Annotated in this window: 26 protein-coding genes and 1 pseudogene; 9 read left to right on the forward strand and 18 right to left on the reverse strand. The window is 73.4% G+C overall.

Features of this window, described 5'->3' with window-relative positions; genetic code table 11:
- Window positions 1-68 precede the first annotated feature (68 nt).
- Entirely contained in the window at window positions 69-1046 is a 978-nt protein-coding gene (locus AC069K_RS01875; protein ID WP_478611102.1) for a phosphotransferase family protein, read from the reverse strand.
- A gap of 108 nt (window positions 1047-1154) precedes the next feature.
- The gene (gene helR, locus AC069K_RS01880; protein ID WP_478611105.1) at window positions 1155-3338 is read right to left on the reverse strand and encodes an RNA polymerase recycling motor ATPase HelR; all 2184 of its coding nucleotides are present in this window, start codon (window positions 3336-3338) and stop codon (window positions 1155-1157) included.
- Window positions 3339-3714: 376 nt separating this feature from the next.
- Between helR and AC069K_RS01885 the strand changes: the two genes are divergently transcribed.
- A complete protein-coding gene (locus tag AC069K_RS01885) occupies window positions 3715-4659 on the forward strand; it encodes a hypothetical protein (protein WP_478611108.1) in 945 nt (314 codons plus the stop codon).
- A gap of 159 nt (window positions 4660-4818) precedes the next feature.
- On the forward strand, window positions 4819-5259 hold the full coding sequence (locus AC069K_RS01890; protein WP_478611111.1) for a protein-tyrosine phosphatase family protein: 441 nt from the start codon (window positions 4819-4821) through the stop codon (window positions 5257-5259).
- 21 nt (window positions 5260-5280) lie between these two features.
- Here the strand turns inward: AC069K_RS01890 and AC069K_RS01895 are convergent, their stop codons facing one another.
- Both AC069K_RS01895 and AC069K_RS01900 read right to left on the reverse strand, forming a co-directional pair.
- A complete protein-coding gene (locus AC069K_RS01895; RefSeq protein ID WP_478611114.1) occupies window positions 5281-5823 on the reverse strand; it encodes a GNAT family N-acetyltransferase in 543 nt (180 codons plus the stop codon).
- A gap of 47 nt (window positions 5824-5870) precedes the next feature.
- On the reverse strand, window positions 5871-6341 hold the full coding sequence (locus AC069K_RS01900) for a flavin reductase family protein (protein ID WP_478611116.1): 471 nt from the start codon (window positions 6339-6341) through the stop codon (window positions 5871-5873).
- 151 nt (window positions 6342-6492) lie between these two features.
- Here AC069K_RS01900 and AC069K_RS01905 point away from each other — a divergent pair, with 151 nt between their 5' ends.
- Window positions 6493-6726, forward strand: a complete 234-nt coding sequence (locus AC069K_RS01905; RefSeq protein WP_358836466.1) for a hypothetical protein — start codon at window positions 6493-6495, stop codon at window positions 6724-6726.
- Window positions 6727-6880: 154 nt separating this feature from the next.
- Here the strand turns inward: AC069K_RS01905 and AC069K_RS01910 are convergent, their stop codons facing one another.
- Window positions 6881-7420, reverse strand: a complete 540-nt coding sequence (locus AC069K_RS01910) for a hypothetical protein (RefSeq protein WP_365113739.1) — start codon at window positions 7418-7420, stop codon at window positions 6881-6883.
- 199 nt (window positions 7421-7619) lie between these two features.
- Here AC069K_RS01910 and AC069K_RS01915 point away from each other — a divergent pair.
- Window positions 7620-9432, forward strand: a pseudogene (locus AC069K_RS01915) (ABC transporter ATP-binding protein).
- A 54-nt stretch (window positions 9433-9486) separates the two neighbouring features.
- Here the strand turns inward: AC069K_RS01915 and AC069K_RS01920 are convergent.
- The 4 genes from AC069K_RS01920 to AC069K_RS01935 all read right to left on the reverse strand — a co-directional run bounded on the left by AC069K_RS01920 (window position 9487) and on the right by AC069K_RS01935 (window position 11547).
- Window positions 9487-9861: a hypothetical protein gene (locus AC069K_RS01920; RefSeq protein WP_365113743.1), complete on the reverse strand. Its 375-nt coding sequence runs from the start codon at window positions 9859-9861 to the stop codon at window positions 9487-9489.
- Between the two features lie 74 nt (window positions 9862-9935).
- Window positions 9936-10325, reverse strand: a complete 390-nt coding sequence (locus AC069K_RS01925) for a roadblock/LC7 domain-containing protein (protein WP_358836462.1) — start codon at window positions 10323-10325, stop codon at window positions 9936-9938.
- 38 nt (window positions 10326-10363) lie between these two features.
- A complete protein-coding gene (locus AC069K_RS01930; protein ID WP_365113747.1) occupies window positions 10364-11158 on the reverse strand; it encodes a transcriptional regulator in 795 nt (264 codons plus the stop codon).
- On the reverse strand, window positions 11155-11547 hold the full coding sequence (locus tag AC069K_RS01935) for a hypothetical protein (protein WP_365113749.1): 393 nt from the start codon (window positions 11545-11547) through the stop codon (window positions 11155-11157). The genes AC069K_RS01930 and AC069K_RS01935 overlap by 4 nt, the downstream gene beginning before the upstream one ends.
- Window positions 11548-12044: 497 nt before the next feature.
- Here AC069K_RS01935 and AC069K_RS01940 point away from each other — a divergent pair, with 497 nt between their 5' ends.
- Window positions 12045-12386: a hypothetical protein gene (locus AC069K_RS01940; RefSeq protein ID WP_365113751.1), complete on the forward strand. Its 342-nt coding sequence runs from the start codon at window positions 12045-12047 to the stop codon at window positions 12384-12386.
- Window positions 12387-12594: 208 nt separating this feature from the next.
- Here the strand turns inward: AC069K_RS01940 and AC069K_RS01945 are convergent, their stop codons facing one another.
- On the reverse strand, window positions 12595-13479 hold the full coding sequence (locus tag AC069K_RS01945) for an MBL fold metallo-hydrolase (protein WP_478611126.1): 885 nt from the start codon (window positions 13477-13479) through the stop codon (window positions 12595-12597).
- A 128-nt stretch (window positions 13480-13607) separates the two neighbouring features.
- Here AC069K_RS01945 and AC069K_RS01950 point away from each other — a divergent pair, with 128 nt between their 5' ends.
- Window positions 13608-14036 carry a MarR family winged helix-turn-helix transcriptional regulator gene (locus AC069K_RS01950; protein WP_365113755.1) on the forward strand — a complete coding sequence of 143 codons (429 nt, stop codon included), beginning with the start codon at window positions 13608-13610 and terminating at the stop codon, window positions 14034-14036.
- Between the two features lie 182 nt (window positions 14037-14218).
- On the opposite strand, the gene AC069K_RS01955 is transcribed toward AC069K_RS01950, so the two are convergent.
- The 4 genes from AC069K_RS01955 to AC069K_RS01970 form a co-directional block, all read right to left on the reverse strand.
- Window positions 14219-14803 (reverse strand): TerD family protein, encoded by a 585-nt coding sequence (locus AC069K_RS01955; protein WP_358836456.1) that lies wholly within the window; start codon window positions 14801-14803, stop codon window positions 14219-14221.
- Between the two features lie 229 nt (window positions 14804-15032).
- Complete coding sequence (locus AC069K_RS01960) at window positions 15033-15500, reverse strand: hypothetical protein (RefSeq protein WP_365111175.1); 468 nt, start codon at window positions 15498-15500, stop codon at window positions 15033-15035.
- A 20-nt stretch (window positions 15501-15520) separates the two neighbouring features.
- On the reverse strand, window positions 15521-15745 hold the full coding sequence (locus AC069K_RS01965) for a hypothetical protein (RefSeq protein WP_365111178.1): 225 nt from the start codon (window positions 15743-15745) through the stop codon (window positions 15521-15523).
- Window positions 15746-15898: 153 nt separating this feature from the next.
- Window positions 15899-16306: a DnaJ family domain-containing protein gene (locus tag AC069K_RS01970; RefSeq protein ID WP_478611132.1), complete on the reverse strand. Its 408-nt coding sequence runs from the start codon at window positions 16304-16306 to the stop codon at window positions 15899-15901.
- A gap of 260 nt (window positions 16307-16566) precedes the next feature.
- Between AC069K_RS01970 and AC069K_RS01975 the strand changes: the two genes are divergently transcribed.
- Window positions 16567-17715 (forward strand): winged helix DNA-binding domain-containing protein, encoded by a 1149-nt coding sequence (locus AC069K_RS01975; RefSeq protein ID WP_478611135.1) that lies wholly within the window; start codon window positions 16567-16569, stop codon window positions 17713-17715.
- Window positions 17716-17753: 38 nt separating this feature from the next.
- Here AC069K_RS01975 and AC069K_RS01980 read toward each other — a convergent pair whose 3' ends face one another.
- Entirely contained in the window at window positions 17754-20579 is a 2826-nt protein-coding gene (locus AC069K_RS01980; protein ID WP_478611138.1) for an AAA family ATPase, read from the reverse strand.
- A gap of 290 nt (window positions 20580-20869) precedes the next feature.
- Between AC069K_RS01980 and AC069K_RS01985 the strand changes: the two genes are divergently transcribed.
- A complete protein-coding gene (locus AC069K_RS01985; protein ID WP_478611140.1) occupies window positions 20870-21517 on the forward strand; it encodes a helix-turn-helix transcriptional regulator in 648 nt (215 codons plus the stop codon).
- Between the two features lie 290 nt (window positions 21518-21807).
- Here AC069K_RS01985 and AC069K_RS01990 read toward each other — a convergent pair whose 3' ends face one another.
- Window positions 21808-22335 carry an N-acetyltransferase family protein gene (locus AC069K_RS01990; RefSeq protein ID WP_478611143.1) on the reverse strand — a complete coding sequence of 176 codons (528 nt, stop codon included), beginning with the start codon at window positions 22333-22335 and terminating at the stop codon, window positions 21808-21810.
- A 94-nt stretch (window positions 22336-22429) separates the two neighbouring features.
- Window positions 22430-23098: a TetR/AcrR family transcriptional regulator gene (locus AC069K_RS01995; protein ID WP_478611146.1), complete on the reverse strand. Its 669-nt coding sequence runs from the start codon at window positions 23096-23098 to the stop codon at window positions 22430-22432.
- A 128-nt stretch (window positions 23099-23226) separates the two neighbouring features.
- Between AC069K_RS01995 and AC069K_RS02000 the strand changes: the two genes are divergently transcribed.
- Window positions 23227-23784, forward strand: coding sequence for a DUF3237 domain-containing protein (locus AC069K_RS02000; protein WP_365111198.1), 558 nt, complete (start codon window positions 23227-23229; stop codon window positions 23782-23784).
- Between the two features lie 19 nt (window positions 23785-23803).
- Here the strand turns inward: AC069K_RS02000 and AC069K_RS02005 are convergent, their stop codons facing one another.
- Window positions 23804-25024 (reverse strand): PP2C family protein-serine/threonine phosphatase, encoded by a 1221-nt coding sequence (locus AC069K_RS02005; protein WP_365111201.1) that lies wholly within the window; start codon window positions 25022-25024, stop codon window positions 23804-23806.
- Between the last annotated feature and the right edge of the window lie 138 nt (window positions 25025-25162).

Consider the following 25162-nt stretch of genomic DNA (forward strand, 5'->3'; position numbering starts at 1 on the left):
GCGAGTCCTGGAAGTCGCCGGCGCGGCCAATGGCACGAGCAAGGGACCCGGTGTCGACCATCGGCCGGCTACGGCAGCCGTGAACCCAGCCGCTTCCTGAGCCACTCCAGCGCCGTCGCGCCCTGGGCGGCCTGGAAGGCGCGCACGGTCGGCAGTCCGGGCGGTGCGGCGCGCACCGACTGACGTACGAAATAGCCGGTCAGGGCCGCAAGCGTGGCGGTCACACCCTCGGGCTCGGCGTCCCGGCCCAGCGGGTGGGCGGTGAACACCTCGTCCGGGTCGGGGCCGCCCTGGGCGCGGACGCACGGCAGCATCAGGAGCAGGTCGAACCAGGGGGCGGCCCGTACGGCGTGCGGCCAGTCGACGAAGACGACGCGGCCGTCGGCCGTGAGCAGCATGTTGTCGGCACGCAGATCACCGTGGGCGAGCGTGTCGCCCGAGGCGGCCTCGGCCCAGGGCGCCGCGAGATCGGCGAGCGCGGGCATGTTCCGCCGCACCCAGGGGTCCAGCCGGTCCCGGTACCCCTCGCCCTCCTCGCCCCCCACGTCGAGGAGTCGCTCCCACCCCCGGAAGGACTCCGCCTCGCTCTCCGCGACGGCCGGGACGTCCACCGGCGCGGGCGTCAGGGTGGTCGCGAGCGCGCCCACCGCGTCCAGGACACGCGCCAACTCGCCCGCCCGCCACGGCACATGGGGCTGGTGCCCCTCGACGTCCTCGAAGGCGAGGGCCACCCAGGTCGCGTCGTCGTGGGTGGCCAGCAGCCGGGGTGCGGGGACGGCGAGCGGCAGGGACGCCGAGACGCGTGCCTCGGCGCGGTGGAGCAGCGGACTGCTCGGATTGGCCTCGGCGCTCACGGCCTTCACGAAGGCGCGCCGCCCGTCCGCCAGCCGCACCCGCGCCGCCACGCCCGGCGAGAACCCGCCGCGCTGGGTCACCGCGTCGACGACGGGCGCCCCCAGGCCGGCCTCCACCCCGCACCGCACGTGCTCGGGAACCTGTTCCCAGGCGGTGCGGACTCCGGTGGCGGGCGGGGTGTCGAGGCTCATGCGGACATGATCGGCCAAGCGCCGGAAGGGGTGCGAGCGGTTTTCGTACGGGCGTGACCGCCCGTACCTCGCCCATGTCGCCCGTGGACGGCCGCGTGCCGCGTGACCTCAGCCGCTCGTGAGGACGACGAGCTGCCGGGTCGCGCGGGTCATCGCGACGTACCGGTCGACGGCTCCCTCGATGCCGTCGCCGAACGTCTCGGGGTCGACGAGGACGACCAGGTCGAACTCCAGCCCCTTCGACAGGGTCGGAGTGAGCGACCGTACCCGGGGTTTCTCGCGGAACCGGGGAGCACCGATGACGCAGGCCACCCCCTCGTCGTGCGCCGCGAGCCAGCCGTCGAGGACCGCGTCCAGCTCCGTGACCGACCCGTGGCGGACGGGGACACCGCTGCCGCGGATCGACGTCGGCACGTTGGCGTCGGGGAGCGCGGCCCGGATGACCGGCTCGGCGTGGGCCATGACTTCCGCGGGCGTACGGTAGTTGACGCTGAGGGAGGCCACCTCGATCCGGTCGAGCCCGATCCGCTCCAGCCGCTCCCGCCAGGACTCGGTGAACCCGTGCCGGGCCTGGGCGCGGTCGCCCACGATGGTGAAGCTGCGGGACGGGCAGCGCCGCACGAGCATCTGCCACTCGGCGTCGGAGAGCTCCTGGGCCTCGTCCACGATGATGTGCGCGAACGGCCCGGCGAGCGGATCGCGTTCGTCGGCGGGCAGCGCGCTCTCGTCGATGAGGGTGTCCTGGATGTCGCGCCCGCGCAGCATCCCCAGCGCGCCCTCGCTCTCGTCGATCTCGACGTTCTCCAGCATGCTCGCCATGGCATCGGCCCGGCGCGCGCGTTCGGTGGCGGTGGCGGCCTCACGCCGGCTCCTGCGCGCGGACGCCTGCGCGTCACCGAGTCGCTGCCGCGCGGCATCCAGCAGCGGCAGGTCGGACACCGTCCAGGCGTGCGCCTCCTCGCGCTGGAGCCGGCGTACGTCGTCGGCGCTCAGCCACGGGGCGCACCTGCGCAGATACGCGGACACCGACCACAGGTCCCCGACGAGGTCGGTGGCCTCCAGCATCGGCCACGCGCGGTTCAGGGCGCCGTTCAGCTCACGGTTCTGGAGCAGTGCCCTCCGCAGCAGCCGGGGCGCGACCTCGTCGTCCGCCTCGCCGTCCTCCTCGTCCTCGTCGGCGTGCTTGTCCATCAGGATCGCCAGCAGTTCCTCGCGGATCTGGTCGCGTGCCTCGTTGTGCGGGGTACCGGGCTCCACGGCCGCGAACGCCGTGGCCCAGTCGTCCGCGCTCAGCGAGACGTCGGACCAGGGGGTCGAGACCGTCATCCCCTCGGTGGGCGGCTCCTCGTACAGGGCGACGGCCGGCTCGATCGCCCCCACCATCCGCGCCGACGACTTCAGCCGGGCCACCTCCGCGTCGGTCTCGGTGGCCGCGGAGGCGCCCTCGGCGACCAGGTCCCGCACGAGGCAGGTCCGCACCCCCTCCTCGCCGAGGCTGGGCAGGACGTCGGCGACGTACTCCAGATAGGGGCGGTGCGGGCCGACGAACAGCACCCCGCCCCGGCGGTGACCGAGCCGGGGGTCGGAGTAGAGCAGATGGGCCGCGCGGTGCAGGGCGACCACGGTCTTGCCCGTACCCGGACCGCCGTCGACGACCAGGGCACCGCGCGAGCCCGCGCGGATGATGGCGTCCTGGTCGGACTGGATGGTGGAGAGGACGTCCCGCATCCGGGCCGACCGGTTGCCGCCCAGGCTGGCGATGAACGCCGACTGGTCGTCGAGGGCGGCGCGCCCCTGAAGCCCCTCGGAGGTGAACACCTCGTCCCAGTAGTCGCTGATCCGGCCCCCCGTCCACCGGTACCTGCGGCGGCTGGCCAGTCCCATCGGGGAGGCGTGGGTCGCCGCGAAGAACGGCTCGGCGGCCGGGGAGCGCCAGTCGACGAGCAGTCGGCGACCGGTGCTGTCGGTGAGCCCGAGGCGGCCGACGTACACGGGCTCGGCGTCGTCCTCGCGCAGGAAGTGCCCGAGGCAGAGGTCCAGGCCGAAGCGGCGCAGGGTACGCAGACGGCCGGTCAGCCGGTGGATCTCCGTGTCCCGGTCCATGGCCTCCCGGCCCTTGCCGCCGGGCGCCCTGCGGGCCTCCTCCAAGCGGTCGGACAGCTCCGCGATCGACTGGTCCAGGCTCTCCGCGATCGCCGCGAAGTGCCGTTCGTCGCCGCCGACGAGCACCGGGTCGGCCTTGCGGGACAGCCGCTCGGGAAGGTCGAACGCGCTGGTGGTCAGGTGGCTCATGTCAGCGGCTCCGATCCGGGGACGCGACGACGGGGAACGGCGGCGCGCACACCCGCGCACCGGTGCGGGGCGCCCACGGCGGCCGTACGGGTCCCACCACCGGCCCCACGTCACCGCCCGCCCCTTGAGCCGACGGCCACGGCCGGTCCACCGACGACAACGCACACACGTCGCACATCCCCCTTTTGCCTGACGTCCTGAGCTCGGTGCGCGATTGTGCCCCACCTCGGGGGCCTTGCGGCAAGGCCCCCACTGCGCTATAAGTTGAGAGTGGCAAGGAGTGGGAACACCTCCTTGCCTTTCGTGTTTTTTGGGGCCGTTCGTGTTTCCGGGCTCCGAGGTGCGCCGCACCCCGGTTCGGCGGAGTCTGGACACCATGCGGCGCAAGGGCGAACGAGGCGGCGCGGGCCAGGACCCGGAGGCGGTTCTCGACCTGCTCTACGGCACACCCCCCGCCGACTTCGTGGCCCGGCGCGAGGAGCTGGCCGTCGCGGCGAAGGCGGCGGGCCGCGCCGAGGACGCCCGCCGCATCCGCGCCGCCCGCCGCCCCACCCTCGCGGCCTGGGCCGCGAACCTGCTGCTGCGCTCCCGCCCCGAGGAGAGCGAGCGGTTCCTGGAGCTGGGCCGGGCGCTGCGCGAGGCCTACCAGACCCTGGACGCCGACGGGATCAAAGCGCTCAACGAGCAGCGCCGCACCGTGGTGTCCGCGCTGACCGGACAGGCCGCGGCGCTGGCACAGGAGGCGGGCCACCGGCTGGCGGACGCGGCCCGGCAGGACGTCGACACCACCCTGCGCGCGGTCCTCGCCGACCAGGACGCGGCGGACCAGTGGGCCACGGGCCGACTGGAGTCGGCGCTCACGCCGCCGTCGGCGTTCCCGCAGACGACGGGGGCGTCGCACAAACCGGCCGGACGCCGGGCCGCGCCGCCCCCACCGAAGACCCCGCCCAAGGACGAACTCGCCGACCGGCGCCGCAAGCGCGAACAGGAAACCGAGCAGCGCGCCCAGGCCGCACGCGCCCAGGCGGAACTGGCCCGGGCCAGGAAGGCGGCGGAGGCGGCCCAGCGGCGGCTGCGCGACCGGCGCGCCGCCCACGCGCAGACCGACGAGCAGCGGCGGCAGGCACGCGAGCACTACGACGAGGCCCACCGGCAGGTGTCGGACCTGGAGCGAGAGCTCCAGCGGGCCCGGGACGAGCTGCGGAAGGCCGAACGCGCACACCGGACGGCCGAGGAGCGCCACCGGACGGCCGCCGACGCCCTGACGGAGGCCGAACGGGAGGCCCGCGAAGCCGCCCGCACGGTGGAGGAGCTGCGCTGAACACGAGGACGGGCCCCAACCGGCAGTGCCCCTACGGGCGTCGGGCCCCACGCGAAGATCATCGGATCCGGCGATCGTGGCAGACGGACGGGGTGCCGCCGAGCCTGTCGGCTGCCCCCGGCCTTCTCCCGTGCCGCGCGAGGCCGTTACGGTGGACATGTGCGCGTGAGCGGTGAGTCCTGGGATCCGGACGGGCCGGGCGTCCTGCGACTGCCCTCCGGACGGCTGGTGCGCGGCCGTGGACTGCGCCGCCCGCTCCCGGACGGCCCCACGCCCACGTACGCCGTGTATCTGCTGGGCGGGCGGCCCCCGGAGGTCCCCTGGCAGGCCGAGTGGCTGCGCTGGCCGGACTTCCGTCTTCCCCGCGACCGCGCGCGGGCGGTCGTGGTGCTGCGCGAGGCCTGGGAGCGCGCGGCACGCGAACGCGTCGAGGTGGCCTGCGGCGGCGGCCGCGGGCGTACCGGCACGGCGCTGGCCTGCCTGGCCGTCCTCGACGGGGTGCCCGCCGAGGACGCGGTGGCCTACGTACGGCGCTCCTATGACCGCCGGGCCGTCGAAACACCCTGGCAGAGCCGGTACGTACGCCGCTTCGGCCGCTGACCGGCAGCCGGCGGCGTCCGCTCAGAGCGGGGCCAGGAGCATCAGGACTTCGTCGCGGTCGTCCCCCGGAGCGAGGCGGAGGGCGTCCGGCCAGCGGCCTATCTCCTTCCAGCCGAGCCGGCCGTAGAAGTCCTCAAGCCCGACACCGCCGCGCGCGGCCAGATGGAGGGCTTCCAGCCCCATCTCTTCGCGGGCGATCTCCCGCAGGCGGTTCATGAGGGCCACGCCGATGCCCCGGCCCCGCACGGTCGTCCGTGTCTGCACGTGGTGGACCGTGCCCCAGTGGGCGGTGAGCGGGTGGAGGGCGCGGCGGACGTGCAGCCATCCGACGAGGTGCCCGTCGACCGACGCGACCAGGAAGCGGCTCGTCCGCGGGTCGAGGTCCGCCACGAGCGCGTCGACGGCCGGGCCGGCCTGGTCCGCGCCGATCGGCGGGAAGGGGAACCCCGCCGCGCCACCGGCGTTGGTGACCTCGATCCAGCAGTCGATCAGGGCATGCCGCAGCTCGGCGGTGACGGCGTCGGGCGTGGTGACCTGTTGCAGGTCGAGGGTTCCGCTGTTCATACGCGGATTCTGGCACCCGCCACTGACAGCGCCCGCCCGCCGGAGGCCTACGCGGGATGCCCCGCGGTGATGTCGAGCGTCTGGTGCAGGGACAGCGGCGTGCCCCCGTTCACCTGGACGCTCAGGGGTGCCAGCAGGAAACCGACGTGGTCACCCCCGTCGAACCGTTCCAGGATCTCCCCGGCGAACCAGGCCGCGGCCTCCGCCAACAGGGGCGTGCCGTGCGGGCCTTCGGTCCAGGCGAGACCGTCGAACTTGTTCACCTCGGCCCCGCACCGGGCGCCGAACCGCACGGCCAGATCGTGGTCCTGCGGCAGGAGGTGCACGGCCAGGACCGTCGCCTCCCGGGCCACCAGGTAGGTGTGGTTGGCGGTGGAGAGCCATACGACGAACCGCGCGGGCTCCAGGGAGCACTGACTGGCGAAGCCCACCAGGCATCCGGCCCGCCGCCCGCCCGCCGACGCGGTCACCACGTAGACGGGAGAGTCAACCAGCGCGGTGAAGTCGTCGAAACTCACCTGAAGCCTCCTCGATTCCGGGTCGTCGAACGAGGATACGCACGGGACTGCCGGCATATCGCGCTCCCGACCTGCGTCGCGGCGGCGCGCCCTGCCCCGGGCGGCCCGTCCCGGCACGCACAATGGCCGTTCACCGAACGTGGAGGTTGGCATGCCGGGATTCCTCGACCGGGCCAAGGAACAGGCCCAGTCCGCCCTCACCCAGGGAAAGCAGAAGGTGGACGAGGTCCAACAGCAACGAGCCGGGAACGAGCTGCTGAAGAAGCTCGGGGCGGCGTACTACGCGGAGAAGCGGGGTTCGGGCACCCCGGAGGCGACCCAGCAGGCCCTGAGCGCGCTGGAAGCCCACATCGCGACGCACGGGGACGGGTTCCTGCGCGCGTAGCCGGACGGCGCCGCACCGGGGACGCCGCCGCCTCGCCGGCGGACGTCCCCCGGGCGGGGCCGCCCAGCGCCCGGCCGGCCCCGCGACAGCGGTGGCCGCGGCCCGGCTGGAGGGCCGAGGCGGTCATGCGCCGCCCGACCGGGGCGCTGATCAGCTAGTCCTCAGCGCGCAAGGCCTGTCGTGCCGCCGCCTGAAAGGCGCTTCCCGGTGCGCGCTTCGCCTCGACCGCCCGCATATAGCGGGCGTCGAACAGGTCGAGGCGCCCCACGCCCGCCTCGCACGCCGCCTCGTGCCAGGCCGTTCCCGCCATGTCCAGGTCGTACATCGCCTGCCGCAGGGCATCGGCCGCGGCGGCGACGAACGCGGGGCCGATCACCGTCACCCCTGCCACGGCCGAGCTGAACGGTGCCCAGGCCGCATGGGCGTCGGCCGCGGGATCACGCCACTGCTCCTGCGTGCTGCCTTCGACGCGCAGCCTCGCCGCCAGCCTCCACCAGGCCGCGGAGACGTGTTTCGTACTGGTGATACATGTGGTGTAGGCATGGCGACGGGCCTCTTCCAGCCGGTGCTCCCGGTCGAACCGCCGTTGCCGCCCCTGCTGGCGCCCCTGGCTCATCGCGGTGACCAGGCCGCCGCCGAGCCCGCCCAGCGTGCCGACCGCCGCGCCGACGACCGCTGCCACTCCTGCGTCCATGGCATGGCATTACACCGCAAGGAGCAGGGCGAGGACGTGGCCTTCCGCCAACTGGTCGCATATGGAGGGCACTTGAGGCCGGTAGGGGGGGCCGTCGAACCGGCGGCCCGGAGTGGGAGGGCGGAAAACGCGTGGACCCCGGGCGCACCGGCGCGGGAGACTCGTGTGCTCACCTTCCGGTCCGGGAGACAGGGGTGGGATGGGATCATCCGCATCGCGCGAGGGCTTACCGAGCAAGGGCTCGGTCCTCCTCGCCCTTCGCTACTACGGACGTGAACTGGCCCGGCTGCGGCGGCTGAGCGTGCCCGCGATGCTGCTGCCGGCGCTCGGGAACATCGGAATCCAGTACGGGGCGCCGCTCGTCGTCGCCAAACTCGTCGCCCGCATAGCCGGGGAGGGCGACACGGTCGGCATCGGGCCGATGCTGCCGTACGTCCTCGGCTTCGCCGGGGTGCTGCTGCTCGCGGAGGTGCTGTGGCGCGTCGGGCTGCACTGCCTCAACCGGCTCGACGCCCGAGGCGTGGAGCACCTGTACGTGATCGCCATGGACGAGCTGTTCGCCAAGGACGCCGCCTTCTTCCACGACAACTTCGCCGGGTCGCTCACCAAGCGCGTCCTGAGCTTCGCCACCCGTTTCGAGGACTGCGTCGACACACTGACGTTCAACGTGGTCGGCAGCTTCGTACCGCTGGCCTTCGCCTCGGTGGTGCTCTGGCGCTACGACCCGTTGCTCGTCATCGGGCTCTTGGCGCTGATCGTGCTCACGGCGCTGTGCGCGGCGCCCCTGATCCGGCGCCGCCAGGCGCTGGTCGCCGAGCGCGAGCAGGCGATCGCCCGGGTCTCGGGCCATGTCGCCGACAGCCTGATGAACATGGACACCGTCAGGTCGTTCGCCGCCGAGGAGCGCGAGGCGGCCGAACACCGCTCCCGGGTCGCGGAGTCGCGCCGGCTCACCCTGCGGTCCTGGGACTACGGCAACCTGCGCATCGACACGCTGGTCGCCCCCCTGTCCGTACTGACCAATGTGCTGGGCCTGGTGCTCGCCGTCGGGCTCGGGGGCGGGGAGCACGGGGTGGAGGCGGTCATCGTCGCCTTCACCTACTACGCCAACGCCACCCGGATCATGTTCGAGTTCAACCAGATCTACCGCCGTCTGGAGAGCTCGATGACGGAGGCCGCGCAGTTCACCGAACTGCTCCTGGAGCCGCCGACCGTCCTGGACCCGGCCTCGCCCCAGCCGCCGCCCGCCCGGGCGGGGGAGGTGCGCTTCGAAGGGGTGACGTTCGCCCACGCGGGCGCCAAGCCGCTCTTCGAGGGCCTGGATCTGGCGGTCCCCACCGGGACGAAGATCGGGCTCGTCGGCCGGTCCGGCGGCGGCAAGACCACGCTGACCCGGCTCCTGCTGCGGATGACGGACGTCGACGCCGGGCGGATCCTGGTCGGCGGCCGGGACATCAGCACGCTGCGCCAGCGGGACCTGCGCGGCCTGATGGCGTACGTCCCGCAGGACCCGGCGATGTTCCACCGCACCCTGCGGGAGAACATCGTCTTCGCCCGGCCGGCCGCCACCGACGAGGAGATCCGCCGCGCGGCCGAGGCGGCCCACGTCACCGAGTTCGCCGACGCGCTTCCCGACGGCTTGGACACGATGGTGGGCGAGCGCGGGGTGAAGCTGTCCGGCGGCCAGCGCCAGCGTGTCGCCCTCGCCAGGGCGATCCTGCGCGACGCGCCGATCCTGCTGCTCGACGAGGCGACCAGCGCGCTGGACTCCGAGAGCGAGGTCCTCGTCCAGGACGTGGCGGCTGATGGACGGGCGTACGGCGCTGGTGGTGGCGCACCGGCTGAGCACGGTCGCCACCATGGACCGGCTGGTCGTCCTCGACCGCGGCCGGATCGTCGAGCAGGGCACACACCATCAACTGCTCGCCGCCGGCGGCGCCTACGCGAAGCTCTGGCAGCACCAGTCGGGCGGCTTCCTGGACGGCTCGCCCGCGCGGGCCGACCGGCGCTGAGGCGGGGGCGTGCCGGGTCCGTGCCCGGCACGCCCCGCCCGTACGGGTGGGCCCTCACACCTCCAGCATGTCCTCCACCCGGCGCAGTTGGTGCCGGGCCATCGCCAGGTTGGCGCGGCTTTTGTCGAGGGCCAGGTAGAGGAAGAGACCGGCGTGCCCGCGGCCCGTCAGCAGCCGGATGAGGTGGTACTGGCCGCCCAGGGTGATGAGGATGTCCTCGATCGCGTCCTTCAGGCCCAGCAGTTCCATGGTCCGCACCTTCGCGCGGACCACGTCGGTGTTTCCGGCGGCGGCCACCGACAGGTCCAGGTCCTTGCCGCCGCCCAGGGTGCCGAGGGCCATGCCGCTGCTGTAGTCGACGAGTGCCACGCCGATCGTGCCCTCGATGGAGGTCATCGCTTCCTTGAGCGCGGTTTCGGTGTTGCCCATGGGGTTCGCACTTCCCTTCCGGTGGGTGTTCGCTGTCGTGTTCCGGGGCCGGGTGGCCCGGGAGCCGGTGCTGGTCATGAGGTCTCCAGCCGTTCGAGTGCGCCGTCGACCAGTTCGCCGATGCGGGCTCCGGCCCGGCGGGCTTCCAGGTGCAGACGGCCGACGTTGGTGCGCGGCTGCGCGAGCAGGGTCAGGACGGCGGCGGAACCCGCCGCGTAGGTGGCCGCGTAGCCGTCCTCGCCCTGGAGAAGGAGCTCGCGGAAGGCGCCGCGGCCGGTGGTGTGGGTGAGCCGCTGGGCGACGCCGAGGGCGGCGGCGGTCAGCGCGGCGACCGACTCGGCGTCCTCCACGGCGTCCTGGGCGAGGACGAGGCCGTCGACGCTGGCGGTCAGGGCGCCGGTGACCTGCGGCAGGCGCGCCCGCAGTCGGCGCAGTTCGGCGAGGATCTCCGCCTCTGCCGTCATCAGCTGTCTCCTTTCGGCGCGTTGGCGCAGGGCGCGGATCACGGCATGGCCTCCAGGGCGTCCCGCAGTCTGCGCAGCAGGGCCTCGTCCGAGGGCCGGGTCGCCTCGGCGGACGCGCGGGCGATCCAGTCGGGCACGGTCTCCGGGGGCGCGGGCGCGAGGGGGGTCTCGACCGCGCCGAGCGCGGCGAGCCTGCGTACGTCCACGAGGGTGTGGAAGGCGGGGCGGCCCAGCAGCCGGGCGATGGAGCCCGGGGTGCGCGCGCCGTCCGCCACCGCGAGCAGGGCCCGCTGGCGGACGGTGACCGGCAGCCCGGGGCGGTCCGGTACGGGCACGACGGGCGCGGTGTCCACCTCGGGATGGGGCCAGATCCGGTCGAGCAGCTCTCTGCGGCGGGTGGCCTCCCGGGCCAGGGCCTGGGCCGGGACCGGCCGCACCGGCCCGATCCAGTGCAGGGCGCCGTAGCGGAACCGGGTGGGGCCCTTGCCGGGGGCGAGGGCGAAGAACGCGGCGTCGTGGAGCGCGCCGAGGTGGCACAACTCCAGTTCGCCCTCGCTGACCTGGCCGCTGTCGACGAGGAAGCGCCCGACCGCACCGCGCGCGCCCGCCTGGTCCACCGCCCGCCGCCAGGCCTCGGGGCCCATCCGGCCGCTCGCGGTGAGCAGGACGTCGAGGCCGGGTGCCGCGGGGCTCTCGGCGTGCACCACCTCCCCGTCCACGAGGTAGAGCGTGCCGGTGTCGCGCAGCAGAGCGCCGGTGGCCCGCTCGGCCACCAGCCGTACCAGCATGGGCGAGACGGGCACGCGGTCGCAGGCCTCGTCGGTGGGTGTCATCCCAGGACCAGCCGGTGTGCGAGATCGCGCAGGCGCAGCCGGGCCATGGCGAGGTTGCCCTGTTCGCGGTCGAGCCAGAGGTAGAGGAAGAGACTGCTGTCGAAGGTCGTCTCGACGAACCGCAGGAGGTGGTAGCCGGTGTGGGAGGTGACCAGGACGTCCTCGACCGGCAGGGGCCCGTCGGGCTCCACCTCGTCCGCGACGAACGCGGGGTGCTCGGCCGCCGTGCGGGCGAACTCGGCGGCCTCGGCGGCCGTCGTCTCGTGGTCACCACAGGGCGAGTCACCGATGGTTCCCAGGGCCAGCCCGCTGGTCCAGTCGACCACGGCGGCCCCCCGCACACCGGGTAACCCCATGGTTTCCAGCAGGCACTCGTCGATTCCCAGCACGCGCGACTTCCTCCCCTGACGCCGCCGTGGACGGACACCGCGCCTGGTTCCCGGCGCGGCCTTGAGGTGACGAAAGGTTACGCAGCGTGTAGCCCACCAGGGGAAGTTCTGGCATTTTCCGGCGGAACATGCGCGCGGTTGGCTAGGGTGCCCGCCGCTCGCGAGACGGCGACGGTGAGGGCCGGGGGCGGCAAGGTCGCCCGGGGAACACGCCGTTGTCACCTCGCCATATCCGCGTGGTGCTCTCGCCTTTTCCTTCCGTATACCGGCCAAGGTTATTGCACGAGGCCGCACGGAGAATTAACTGAAATGATGAACGGATTTCCCTCGTCACAGGTCTTCGTGATCCCGTGGGGAATCCTTCTCCGCCACGTTCTCGTGGCCGATAACTCACCCGTGGAGCTGATCCAATTGGCGCTTGCCGGGGGCGTCCTGGCAGAGTGCGCGGCAGAGCGACATTCCCGAAAGTCCACGAGAGAGAAGGAGGAGGGTAAGCCATGAAGGCAGCCCGCCTATTGGCTTCTATCGGCATTGCCACCCTGTCCGTGGCCGGTCTCGGTCTCACCGCCGCGGCCCCGGCGAACGCGTCATCGCATGTGACGTGTCAGATCGGAAAAGGTGATTCCTTCACCACCGTCGGCATCCAGTGCAACCGGCAACTTCCCTCCGACAGGCCCACCACGATCACCCTGCGGGATCAGACCGGCCGCCAGACCTGGTGGTGTCTGAACGATCCCCCGGTGTACTTCTTCGTCAGCCCGGCCAGCACCCTGGCCCAGCAGCTGAAGGCGGAAGAGGGAAACACGTACGTCGGAACGCACTGCACGCGACTGAGCTAGCCCTCACCGACATCAGCCCCCGGTCGCGTCCGCGCGCCGCCGACCGGTGCGGGCGAACTCGGTGAGCGATCCGGCGCCGCCCGGGCCGGAGCCGGGCCCTGGCGGAACTCGCCCCTCCCGCGCGGAACATGCCCTCACTCGGCGCCGCCGCCCCGGCAGGGCCGTAGCGCCCGACCCCGCGGTTGCCCCTTGCCCTGCCGGTGAACGGTCAGGCGTCCACGGGCCGCCAGGCCGGGCCGGTTCCGTCCTGCTGGACGCGGCCGAACACCACGTCCGCGAAGTGGACGCCGAAGCCGATCGTGTCGGGTTCGGCCAGCTCGGCGACGAGCCGGCGGCGATGGCCTGCGGTCAGGGCCTGGTCGTGGTCGAAGCCCGAGGACCACTCGGGGTGGTCGATCTGGATCGGCGAGTGCACCGCGTCGCCGAAGGCGATCAGCCGCCGCCCGCCCCCGGTGATGACGTACTCGGCGTGCCCGACCGTGTGACCGGGGGTGATCCGCACCCGTACGCCGGGGAAGACCTCCTGCCCGTCCGCCACCGTGCGCACGCGCGGGGCGAGGGTGGCGACCTCCGCGCTCATGCCCTGTTCCACCAGCAGATGGCGTCCGGCCCACTCCGCCTCGGAGATGAGGTGGTCGGCGTGGGCGAACAGGAGCTCCTGCGTGCCGGGGGCGGTGTGGCAGGCCCAGCCGAGGTGGTCGGAGTGGAGGTGTGTGAAGGCCACCGCCTCGATGTCCGCCGGGGTGCGGCCGAGGGCGGCCAGGCTCTCCGGGAGCGCGCCTCCCCGGATGGCGCCGAGCGGGCCCTCCGGCGCTTCCAGCGTCCGCGGGCCGAAACCGGTGTCGATCAGCAGCGCGCGGTCACCGTGCTCGACCAGCAGGCCGCCCACGCTGCCCACGAGGTGGCCGGTGGCGTCCAGGTACTCCGGGTGCGCGGCCCACACCTCGGCGGTGGAGTCCTTGAGCAGGGCCAGGGGCCGCAGGCGCACCTCGCCGTCCGGGAGGTACGACACCTTCGTGTCGCCCAGCCGCAGCGAGCGGATCGCCGAAGGCCGCCGCAGTCGTATGCCCTGCTCAGCCGTCAAGTCGGCCATGAGTTCTCTCCCCTGAGTCGTCGTCGGGCCGCCGCGTCCGCCGCGGTGGCGACGCCCACCATAAGCATCAAGTTCGAATCATTCAAGCTGTAATTATGTTGTCTTGATGGACTTGGTAGGGTGGGGGTATGACGACACCCCCGGAGCAGCAGGCCATCGCGGAGCGACAGCTGTGCGGCCTGGTGAACGGGCTGGCCCAGCGGATCGCCGAGCATGTGCGGGAGCGTGCCGCCGCGCTGGGGCTCACCGCGTCCCAGGCGACCGCGCTCCGGGAGATGAGCGGGCCGATGACCATGCGCGAGCTCGCCGAGCGCATGAGCTGCGAGCCCTCCAACACCACGTTCGTCGTCGACAAGCTGGAGAAGCAGGGCCTCATCGAGCGCCATCCGCACCCCACCGACCGCCGCGCCAAGCACCTCGTCCTCACCGACGAGGGCACCGCGCTGCGCGGGCGCCTCCTGGACCTCCTGGCCGTGGACTCCCCCCTGTCCGGCCTCACCGCGCAGGAGCAGGGTGTGCTGCGCGGCCTGCTGGAACAGGCCATCACCGCCCGCTGACGACGCCGTCGCGGTGACCGGCTCTCCCGGGGGCGGGGCGCCGGGTCACCCGCCCGCCGGGGTGGAGTCCGCAGGACCGCGGGCGGAATGCCGCGCGGCTGCCGCCGATGCCGTGCACCGGTGACAGCCGCGTCGGTGTGTGCCCTCCCGTCCGCCCGGTGTCACGCGGGCGCCGGGGCGGGCTACTTGCTGATCGCGAAGCGCATCAGGGCGTGCTCGTCGCCCTGCTTTATCTTCCCCGTCACGTTGATGACTTCGAGCTTCCAGCCGGCGCCGACCCGTACGGCCTTGGCGACGGCGCAGCCGTTGTCCTGGGTGAGCAGGCTCGGCCAGATGTCGGCGACCTGCTGGGAGCTGCCGCCGCTCGCGTCGTAGACCTTGAAACTGATGTTGCGGGCCTTCTGGAACGAACTGCCCTTCTTGAACGCGGCGGCGACGAACACGATCGAGGTGATCTGGTCGGGGACGCGCGCGAACTCGACGGTGACGGTCTCGTCGTCACCGTCCCCGCGCCCGGTCTGGTTGTCGCCGCTGTGCACCAGGGAGCCGTTGCCCATGGGGTCGAGGGAGTCGAGGCCCGCGAGGCGCACCGGGTCCGCACCCTGCATGGCGACGGCGATCAGGTCGAGGTCCGTGCCGGACTTGCGGCGGAGCAGGCCGACCACCCCGCCGCTGCTGCCGGCCGTGGGGTCCCAGGACACCCCGATGGACAGGTGGGTCACCCCGTCCAGGTCCGCCGGGCCGGAGTCCTTCGTCAGTGTGATCATGCGTGGCTCATCCTCTTCGGTAACGGACTACAACACGCAAAGTGTGCCTAACGCCCTGATGGGGGCGAGTGGGTGGGTCCCGGTGAACGCGATGGGCCGCCGCCGGGCGGGCCTTGGGGCAGGGGTGGGATGTGCCCGTCGGACAGGTCCGTGCCGGTCGCGGGAAGAGGGTCGCCGCGACCGGCATCGGGGTGGGGTGGGGTGGCGTGGCGGCCGCGGCCGCCCGGTGTCACTCGGCCGCGGCGATCCAGCTCCGCAACTGCTCGGTGGTGGTGGAGGGATCCGCGACGAGCACGGCGAGCTCGTCGTCCGGCGAGCCGAGGGTGGTGATGGCCGGGCACCGGTGGCAGGCGTCCACTCCCGTCTGGTTCCACCACTTGCAGTGCGGCCGCAGATGGCACCGCGGCACGGCCGCGGTGGCGTCGGGCGAGGGCAGGGTCTGGATGCGCTGGATCAGGCCGCAGTCGTCGCCGACCCGGTTCGCGCAGCCGGACACGCAGTGCGAGGCGAACCGGAGTACCCGGTGGGGCGCGATGCCCTCGGGGATGGTGGGCAGGACCTGAGCGGCCGGCACCGGCTCCGACAGGTAGACGACCTGGCCGTTCTCCCCCGACCGGACACCCAGAACGACGGATTCCGGCCGGTGGGCCTCTCCGCTGGGGCACCAAGTGACGTGCTCTTCCCCCGGCTTGTCCACGGTGCGCTCCCGCCCGCCGCTCAGGCGCCGGCGGTGTCGGCGCCGTCGGGGCTGGTGAAGAAGACGCCCAGGATGGGCCCGCCGGTGTTGCCGCCGCTCGCCTGCTCGGCGGCGACCGCCTTGTCCAGGTGTGCGGTGAGGTGCTGGGCGTCGACGCGCTGGGCCGCGTTGGCGGTGCCTGCGGCGGCGAGGAGCCCGGTGAGGAGCGCCGCGGTGGTGGCGGCTGCCCGTACGGTGTGGTTCATGTCGTCCCTCCCTGAACGGTGTCGTCACGACTGACAGAGGCGACCGTATGCACCAACTCCCGTTCGGGGAAGCCGTTTTGGGGCGTAACTTTCCGCCACCGCGAGGAGGTCGCGCGGCGGCCGGGCGCCCCTGCGGGGGCGCCCGGCGGACGGTCAGCCCTCGTGGCGTGCCGCCCGCCACTCCCGTACGGCCTCGTCCACGTCGATCGGCTTGCGGCCCAGCGGGGGTCCCGGCGGCGGCTGCCTGAGCATGGCCGTGATCTTGTCGTTGACCGGCTCCAGGAGCGCCCGTACGGCTCGCTCGGACGATGCCTTCGCCACCGCGGCCAGCACGTCCTCGATCTCCTTGCGGAGCGCCAGCGCGGGCGGCAGCATCGCCGTGACGCCCTCACGGGCCATCTTCTGGCGGATCCACCACATCTCGTCGTACGGCTGCGAGGCGTCGGGCAGGGGTTTGCCGAAGCCCGGCAGTCCGGTGAACTCGCCGCGCTCCTGGGCCTCCCGGATCTGCCGGTCCACCCATGACTCGACGCTCATTCCCGCCGGCTTGCGCTCTGTCATCGGGTCACTCTCCTCTGTCGCGGGGAGCGGCGCGGCGGCCGTCCGGGGATAGGCGCGGCCGGCCGGGGCGCTCCCGCCGGGAACGGGCATCGACACCCTCAACCCTAGCCGGGCGGCACCCCACACGTCCTTGGCGGCCCCATGCCATGATCCGGGTGCCGGGGGTGTGCCCGCAGGGTTTCAGCGGGTCTTCCCGGCCGGGGTGGCGCGCCGCCGCCCGGCAACGGTCCGCCATGGGCGGGATACGGGAGAATCGCCGCATGGTGATCTCCGCGCGCGCCCTCAACCGTGCCACCCTCGCCCGGCAGTTGCTGCTCCGGCGCGAGCCGCTCGGCGCCGTGGAGGCGCTGCGCCGGGTGGTCGCCCTCCAGGCGCAGCAGCCCGCGTCGCCGTACATCGCGCTGTGGAACCGGCTGCGGGACTTCGACCCGGCTCAGCTCGACGAGGCGCTGGCCAAACGCCGTATCGTCAAAGCGACGCTCATGCGGCTCACCCTGCACGCGGTCCTCGCCGAGGACTACCAGGGCTTTCGTGCGGCGATGGAGCCGACGCTGCGCTCCTCGCGGCTCGGCGACGCGCGTTTCCGCGACAGCGGGCTGACCGCCGAGGACGCCGACGCGTTGCTCGCGGACCTGCTCGCCCACACCCGACAGCCGCGCACGAGCGCCGAGTTGGGAGCATGGTTCGAGGAGCGGCTCGGCCGGCCGCTGGAGACCGGGGCCCAGCGGATGCTCCGGCAGTACGCCCCGCTGTGGCACGCGCCCACGGGCGGACCCTGGGCGTTCACCCACCGGCTCTCGTACGTCACGGCGGCGCGGCGGCCCGCCCTGGGGGAGCCGGCTGCGGCCGACGAGGGGCTGCGGACGCTGATCCTGCGCTACCTGGAGGGCTTCGGCCCGGCGTCGACGGCCGACATGGCGCAGTTCGCGCTGGTCCAGCGGCCCCGGGTCAGGGCGGCGGTGAAGGAACTCGGGGACGAGCTGGAGCAGTTGGAGGGCCCGGACGGCACCGTGCTCCACGACCTCCCGGGCGCGCCCAGGCCCGATGAGGACACGCCCGCCCCGCCCAGGCTGATGGCGATGTGGGACAGCGTGCTGCTGGCCCACGCCGACCGCGCTCGCGTCATTCCGCCCGCCTACCGCAAGCACGTGACCCGGGTGAACGGCGACGTGCTGCCCACCCTGCTGGTCGACGGCCGGGTCGCCGGCGTGTGGCGCGCCACCGGGGACGGCATCGAAGCCGGTGCCTTCCACCCGCTGCCCCCGCACGTCTGGCAGGAGCTGGCGGCCGAGGCCCGCTCCCTGCTCGCCCTCCTCACCGCCCGCGACCCGCGCGCCTACGCCCGTTACGACCACTGGTGGGCCAAGGGGATGCCCGTGGCCGAGACCCGGCTGCTCCCGGGGGACTGAACCGGCGCCCGCGCACACCGGCGGCGGCGAGGGTCCCATCAGGGGGTGCACGCCTCCAGCGCTCCGGGCCGGTCCCCCTCCAGCGCGTCGGCCAGTTCCGTCCGGCGCCGTATCCGCAACTTGCGGTAGACGCTGGTCAGATGGGTCTCCACGGTACGGCGTGCCAGATGCAGCAGATCGGCGATCTCGGGGTTGCTCAGACCGTCGGCGGCCAGTTCGGCGATACGGCGCTCACTGCCGGTCAGCGCCGCGGGACCGGTGCGCACCACCGCGGGGCCGCGCGCCCCGCTCCGGCGCAGGGCCTGACCGGCCTGGGTGACCATGCCCACGGCGCCGCGGCCCTCGGCGAGCTCGGCCGCCTCGCGCAGGCAGTCGCGGGCATGGCCGCGTTCACCCGCCGCGTGGAGCTGGCGACCTTGCGCGAGCAGCGCCCGCACCAGCTCCATGCCCGAGTCGGCGGTCGCCTCCCGCAGGGTCGCCACCGCCTCCTCGGCCAGCTCAAGACCCCGCCGGCCCCCCGTCGCCGCGCCCAGCACCCGCAGGGCGCGGCCCACCGTGCGCGGGGTGTTCCACACCCGGGCCAGCCGCAGCTCCTCCGCCGCCAGGGCCAGCGCGTCGCGGCCGCCGCCCAGCGCCAGCCGGCACTGCGCCGCCGCCGTACGCCACGGGGTGACGACCGGGCTGAGCACACCGCGCGCGGACTGGCGGCGGCCGCATGCGAGGAAGTCGTGCAGCGCGCCCGCCGGGTCGCCGGTGGTGGCCCGCAGCGCGCCCCGCGCATAGAGGAAGCGGTTGCCCTCGAAGCTCTTCGCCGGCCCGCGCAGATCGAACGCGGCGGCGAACCGCCGGCCCTCCTCGAAGCGGCCGGTGTGCACGAGCGCCAGCAGGGCGTTGGCGTCCCGGTTGGACGGAACGGGGCGGAGCTCCTTGGGGCGCTCCACCACACTCGCGTCGTAGTGGGCGGCGAGCAGATGGCCGGCGTCGCCCCGGGCCGCGGCGATGTCGGCGCGGGTGTTGAGGAGCAGGTGCCGCATCGGATGCAGCAGCATGGGCTGCTGGGCGGCCAGGCCGTGGTCGACGAGCCGGTCGGCCTCGTCGAGTTCGTCGGCCCACTGCGCCACCGCCGCGGCCGTCCCCAGCAGGAAGGGTTCGGCGAGCGGGTCGGTGGGCTGGGCGAGCAGGTCCCGTATCCGGGCCATCGCCTCCTGGGCGGAGATCGCCGCGCCCGTCGCGGCGTACCGCACGAGCAGGGCCTGTCCGGCGGTGCCGACCAGTTCGGGGGAGTACTGCGCCGCCTCGCACAGCCGCCGGTAGATCCGCTGCCGCGCCTCGGTGTCCCCGTCGCCCAGCAGCGCGGTCGCGGTCCGTACCGTACGGGCCAGGTCGGGGTGGGCGGAGAGCTGTCCCTCGGTGCGGAGCAGGACCTCCAGGGCGGTGGGGACCTCGCCGCGGCTCACCAGGGCGGTGCCCAGGGCGACGGCGGTACGCACCCGGTCGCGCGGCTCGGCGGTCAGATGGTGTGCCTCGGCGAGGCGGGCGATGGCCGCCGGGGCGTCGGCCGAGGCGTAGTGCAGGGAGCCCAGTTCGGTGAGCAGGCGCCGTCGCAGGGTGTCGGGCAGCGGCTCGTCCAGGGTGCGGCGCAGGTAGGCGATGGCGTCGGCTGGCCGGGCGTCGTGCACGGCGACGGTCACCGCGTCGCGCAGGACGCGCACCGCCCAGGGCAGACCGCCCGCGGGCACCCGCAGCAGGTGCCGGGCGACGGCCTCGGCCCGTGCGCCGCCGCGCAGCATCGCCTGCGCCGCGGCCCGGTGCGCCGCCTGCCGCTGTGCCTCGGGCCAGCCGCTGAGCACGGCGTCGCGCAGCAGCGGATGCGCGTAGCGGGGGCGGCCGGTGGCGTCGGGGCGCAGCAGGCCGAGCCGGGTCGTCGCGGCGATCCAGCCCGTGATCCTTGCGGGGTCCGCGTCGGTGGCCTCGGCCAGGAGCCGCACCGGGTCGCCCTGCCCGTCCAGGTCGTCCACGCCGGGTTCGTCCGGCGGCCACGCCTCCTCCAGCGCCGCCAGGCAGCGGGCCACGTGGGCCGTGGCGGGACCGGCGCTGTGCAGCCACCAGGAGACGGCCGCCGGATAGGAGCCGGGATAGAGGGCGGCGCAGGTCTCGGGCAGCGGCGGCGGACCGTCGCCCTCCGGGGGCTCCGTGCCCAGGTCGTCGAGGAGGGCGTGCAGCAGCAGCGGACTGGCCGCCGCGGCCCGCACACAGGCCGCCCGCCACTCCGGGCCCGCCGAGGGGACGGCCTGCTGGACCAGGTCGGCCGCCGCGGCGTCGCCGAGCGGGGCGAGGGTATGGGCGTGGACGAGCGAGGGGGACAGGGTCCGGGTGAGCCCGGCGGGCCCGGGGTCGATGTCGTACTGGCTGCGTTCGGTGGCCACCACCAGGACCCCGGACCGGTCGCCGCGCCGGGCCAGTTCGCGCAGCCAGCGGCAGGAGGCGTCGTCGGCCAGGTGGACGTCGTCCACGGCGAGCAGGAGCGGCCCCTCGGCCGCGTAGGAGCGGACCGTCCGCCACAGCCGGGCCGCCCGGGCGCGCTCGTCCTCGCCGGGCAGCGGATGGGGTAACTCAGCGTCGAGCGCGAGGAGTTGGCGCACGGCGGCGAAGGGAACCGCCGTGTGCTCGGACGAGCAGCGCACCCGCAGCACCCGCAGACCGGCCTTCGTGGCGTACGCACCGGCGGCCTCCAGCACGGCGGTACGGCCGGTGCCCGTGGCGCCGCGCAGCACCACGAGGCCGCCGGCACCGGAGCGTGCGCGCTCCACCGCCGCGGCGATCAGCCCCTGGGCGCGGTCGCGTTCGCGCAGTGGTCCGCTCATCGGGGCCTCCTGACATCGGTGCTTCCCCCACCCGTCAGACGGGCGGAAGGCGACGAAGGTGGGGGTGAGATCGATCACGCGGGGGCAGGGACATGCCCCGAAGGCCCGTTCGCCGGGGGGTCGTAAGGCCCTGTCGTGGTGGTCTCGTGGTGTGCCTCGTGGTGCTCCACGATTGCGCGCGCCGCCGCCCCCGAAGAAGGGTGGAGACAGGTGACCAGTGCCGGACGTCCTCGTACGGCACGCTCGTGAACAGGGGGAGACGGTTGCTGAACTCACCCGGGACCGCCACGATGTCCGATACCGCGCAGACGCGTCCCGTCCGCCGACGGGTCCCGGTGGCCGTCACCGCACCGGACCCGATCAGCCGTGAGGGAGCCGTCAGCCAACTGCGCCGCCACCCCGAGGTCGAGCTGCGCGAGGAGACCGGCCCCGGCACGGTCTCCCTGTTCGTCGAGAACACGCTCGACGAGGCCGCGCTGAGCCGACTGCGCCGGATCGCGCGCAGCGAGGGCGCGCGGGCCGTGGTCGTCGTCGGCACCCTCCGGGAGACGGAGCTGCTGGACGTCGTCGGATGCGGCATCGGCGCCATCGTCTGGCGGCACGAGGCCACCGCCCACCGGCTCGTCCAGGCGGTCCTGGCCGTCTCGCGCGGCGACGGCGACCTGCCCGCGGACCTGCTCGGACGGCTCATCAGCCAGGTGGGCACCCTGCACCGGGGCACCGAGGGCCGCCCGGGTGCCCCCTCGATCGGCCTCGTACCGCGCGAGGTGGACGTGCTGCGGCTGATCGCCGACGGGCTCGACACGGGCGAGATCGCCGGCAAGCTCTCGTACTCCGAACGGACCGTCAAGAACGTCATCCACGCCCTCACCACCCGTCTGCATCTGCGCAACCGCGCGCATGCCGTGGCCTATGCCCTGCGCGAGGGCTACATCTGACCGAGCGGGCACACCACGGCCGCCCTCGATGGCCCGACGGGCAAGGAGGGCTGCCCGGCCGCCGGTCCCGTCGTGCCTGCGCGCGAAGTGGCCCGCGGGGGACGATCGGTGGCGGCAGACGGCAGCGGGGGAACCGACGGACGGCAGGGCGGGAGCACACGCGTGATCCACGAGGTGGACGAGGCCCACCGGCCGGCACCTCGTGGTCGCCGCCCGCGCGGCCCGCACCGCCACACCACCCGAGGACCCCAGGTGAACGCCCCGTACGCCGAGACAGACGCCCCGCACGGCTATACCGGCCTCTGGAACCAGGCGACGTCCCAGTACCGGCCGAACTTCCGCCCGACTTCCCGGTACACCCCGACGGGCTGGAAGCCGAAGCGCAGATGGAGCCGGCGCGACGCCTCGTTGGGCAGCGCTATCCCGGCGAGCACCTGACGTACGTCCTCGCCCTCCAGCATCGTGAGGAGCGCGGCGTACAGCAGGCTGCCCACACCGCGTCCCACCTGCTCGGGTGCCACGTAGACGCTGGTCTCCACCGAGGTCGAGTACGCCGGCTTCGGACGGAACGGGCTGCTCGTCGCGTAGCCGAGGACCTTGCCGCCCTCCTCGGCGACCAGGAGCCGGTGCGGGCCGCGGCCGGGGTGGGAGGCCAGCCACGGGCGGCGCTGCTCGACCGTGAACGGTTCGACGTCGAAGGTGATCGGGGTCTCGACGACGTAGTGGTTGTAGATACGGGTCAGTTCCTCCAGGTCGTCCTCGACGCCCGCGCGGATCCGTGTCGGGGAGGCGGCCGCCCCGTTCACCCTGCTGCTCATCCGCCGACCATAGTCAGCGCGGGTTTCACGGTTGTTTCGCTCGTCCGAGGTCATGTGTCCCTCCCGTCCCGGGGTCATGAGGGGTGGGTTCCCGTCAGCGGGCCGGCGCGAGGAGTCCGTCGACCGTGCGGCGGACCCGGGAGACGGCATCGGCCTCGCCCAGACGCAGCGCGAGGTTGGTGGCGTGGAGCACCGCGTCGATCTGAAATGCCGTCAAATCAGGTTCGCAGGGAGCGATTTCGCCGGTTTCGACGGCGTGGCGCAGCTCGCCCGCGAGGAGGGCCTGCCAGGTGCGCCGGTGGAGCGACAGGACGTCGCGGACGCTCCCGGGCCGGTCGTCGAACTCCGGCAGGTTGGCGGCCCAGAAGCAGCCGCCGGTGAAGAGGGGTGCCTCGGCGTAGACGATCCAGTGTTCCGTGAGCGCGCGCAGCCGGGCGGCACCCGGCGGGGCGCCGCGGGCAGGATCGACGACCGCCTCGGTGAACGCCCGGCGGGCCGCCTCCGCGACCGCGAGTTGCAGGTTCTCCTTGGTCTTGAAGAGGGTCTGCACTCCGCTCTTGCTCAGCCCCAGGTCGGTCGCCAGCCGGCCGATGCTGAGGCCTTCGAGGCCCTCCTGGGACGCCACGTCGACGCCACGGCGGGCGATCCTGCGCCGGGTGCGGGCGCCGCGAAGGAGGCGCTGGTCCACCACCGCCTCCTCGCCCGCGCCGTGAGAAGAAGCGGGTGGTTCCTGGGAAGGCCGACGCCCCGTGTGCTCGCTCATCCGCCTCATCCTCTCACTCCCTTGCTTTAAGAGTACGACCGGTCGTACGTTTTGTTTGCGGCAGATGAAGTTCGTTCGCCCGCAGTTGAAGCCGGCTCGCCCGAGTAGGCGTTCTCAAGGAGGCACCCGTGCAGGATCACCGCATGTTCCCGCCGGCGCACACGTCGACCGCCGTGAAGAGCGGCCGCCCCCTGACCCTGGATCCACGGGTGAAGGACGTCGGGAACCTCCGCACGGCCCACCTGTTCGACATGGTCGTGGACCTCGAACCACGTCTGCCCATCGGTGACGGCCCGTTGGGGCGCCGGGTCTTCTTCGGTTCGGCGGGCGGCACCTTCGCGGGCCCCGGGCTGCGCGGCGAGGTCCTGCCCGGGGGAGGGGACTGGGCGCTGTTCGGCCCGGACGCGACGATGCGCCTGGACGTACGCCTGACCCTGCGCACCCACGACGGCGCGCTCCTGTATCTGACCTACGGGGGCCGCTGGGCCACCCCGCCCGATCTGCGCGACGCCCTGGCGGACCCCGCCGAGCGGCACCGCGTCCATCCCGCCCGCTACTACTTCCGCACCACCCCCCTCTTCGAGACGGGGTCCGAGGCCTACGCGTGGCTCAACGACACGGTCTGCGTCGGGTCGGGCTACCTGGTCGAGGGAGGCATCGCCTACAAGGTCTTCCGGGTCCTGTGAGGCGACGTCAGCGCCGCGCTCACCCCCGTCGCGGCTCGGGCCTCGTCGACGGGGCCCACCACTCGATGAGCAGCATGGTGGCGTCGTCGCGCAGGTCGTTCTCCCCGCTGTCGAGGATGGAGTGGATGAGGCGCCGCAGCGTCTCCGCGGCGAGTTCGCCCGCCGCGGTGGCGAGGATGATGGAATCCGTGAAGCGGTCGATGCCGAACTCCCCGCCGCCCGCGGTGCGCGCCTCCGTGACGCCGTCGGTGTAGAACAGCACGCGGTCGCCGGGCTCCAGGGTGATCTCGTGGACGGCTCGGGGCTCGGTGCTGAACCTGGCGGGCAGGCCCATGGGCGGCTGCGGTGTCCGTTCGAGGGCACCGTCGACGACCCGCCCGTCCCGGATGAGCAGGGGCGGCGGATGCCCGCAGTTGCACCAGCTGAACACGCCCGTGGCGAGGTCGAGCTGGGTGAGGATGCCGGTGCAGTACTTGTCGGGCAGCCACTGGCCGAGCGCCTGGTCGATGGTCTCGACGAGGTCGAGCAGCCCCGCTCCGGCCCGCCGCGCGTTGCGGCAGCCGGCCAGCGCGACCGAGGTCGTCAGCCCCGAGGCGAGGTCGTGGCCCATGGCGTCCAGGATCGCGGCGTGGAGGGTGGACTGGGTGAGGGAGTGGTCGAAGGCGTCACCGCCGATCTCGTACGCCGGTTCGAGTACGGCGGTGGAGACGACATGGGTGTTGCCGATGGTGCGCGGGGCGAGGAAGGCGCGGAGCATCTCGGCGGGCAGTTGCATGCGCTCGGCCCGTGCCTTGCGCACGAAGCTGTCGCTGTAGGCGCGTTTGGAGGTGATAGCCATCGCCACGACCTGGGTCAGGATCCGGCAGCGCCGCAGCCGCAGGGCGTCCACGGAACGCGTCCGTACGCCCAGGACCCCGAGCCGTTCGGAGCCGTCCACGACAGGCAGCCACAGGCACAGGACTCCGGTCTCCACGTCCTCCATCCGCAGGGATACCGTCCGGTAGCACCAGCCGGCGATGGACGTGTCGATGTCCAGCGTCGCGACCCCCTCGGTGAGCGAGACGAGCCGACGCTGCTGAAGGTCGGTCAGGTAGATGACGACTTCGCCCAGGCCGTACGCCTCCGCGCACCGGTTCACCAGCGCCGGCAGGTCCATCGGCGGCGCGGCGTGCGCCTGGGCGAGCAGCTCCTCCAGCAGGCGCTCGCCGCATTCGGGGTTCTCGGCGCCATCCCTGCCCATGGGCGACCACCTCCTCTTTCCGGCAGTCTCACACCCCCTCCCGCATCCCGCCCGGCGCGATCCGCCCCTTGGGGCCACCCGGAGGAGCGGACCCGCGCCCACGGAGGCGTTTCACCCGGCCGCCGCGCCGGAGTGGCG

This window comes from Streptomyces sp. NPDC043908 (genome assembly GCF_056435525.1).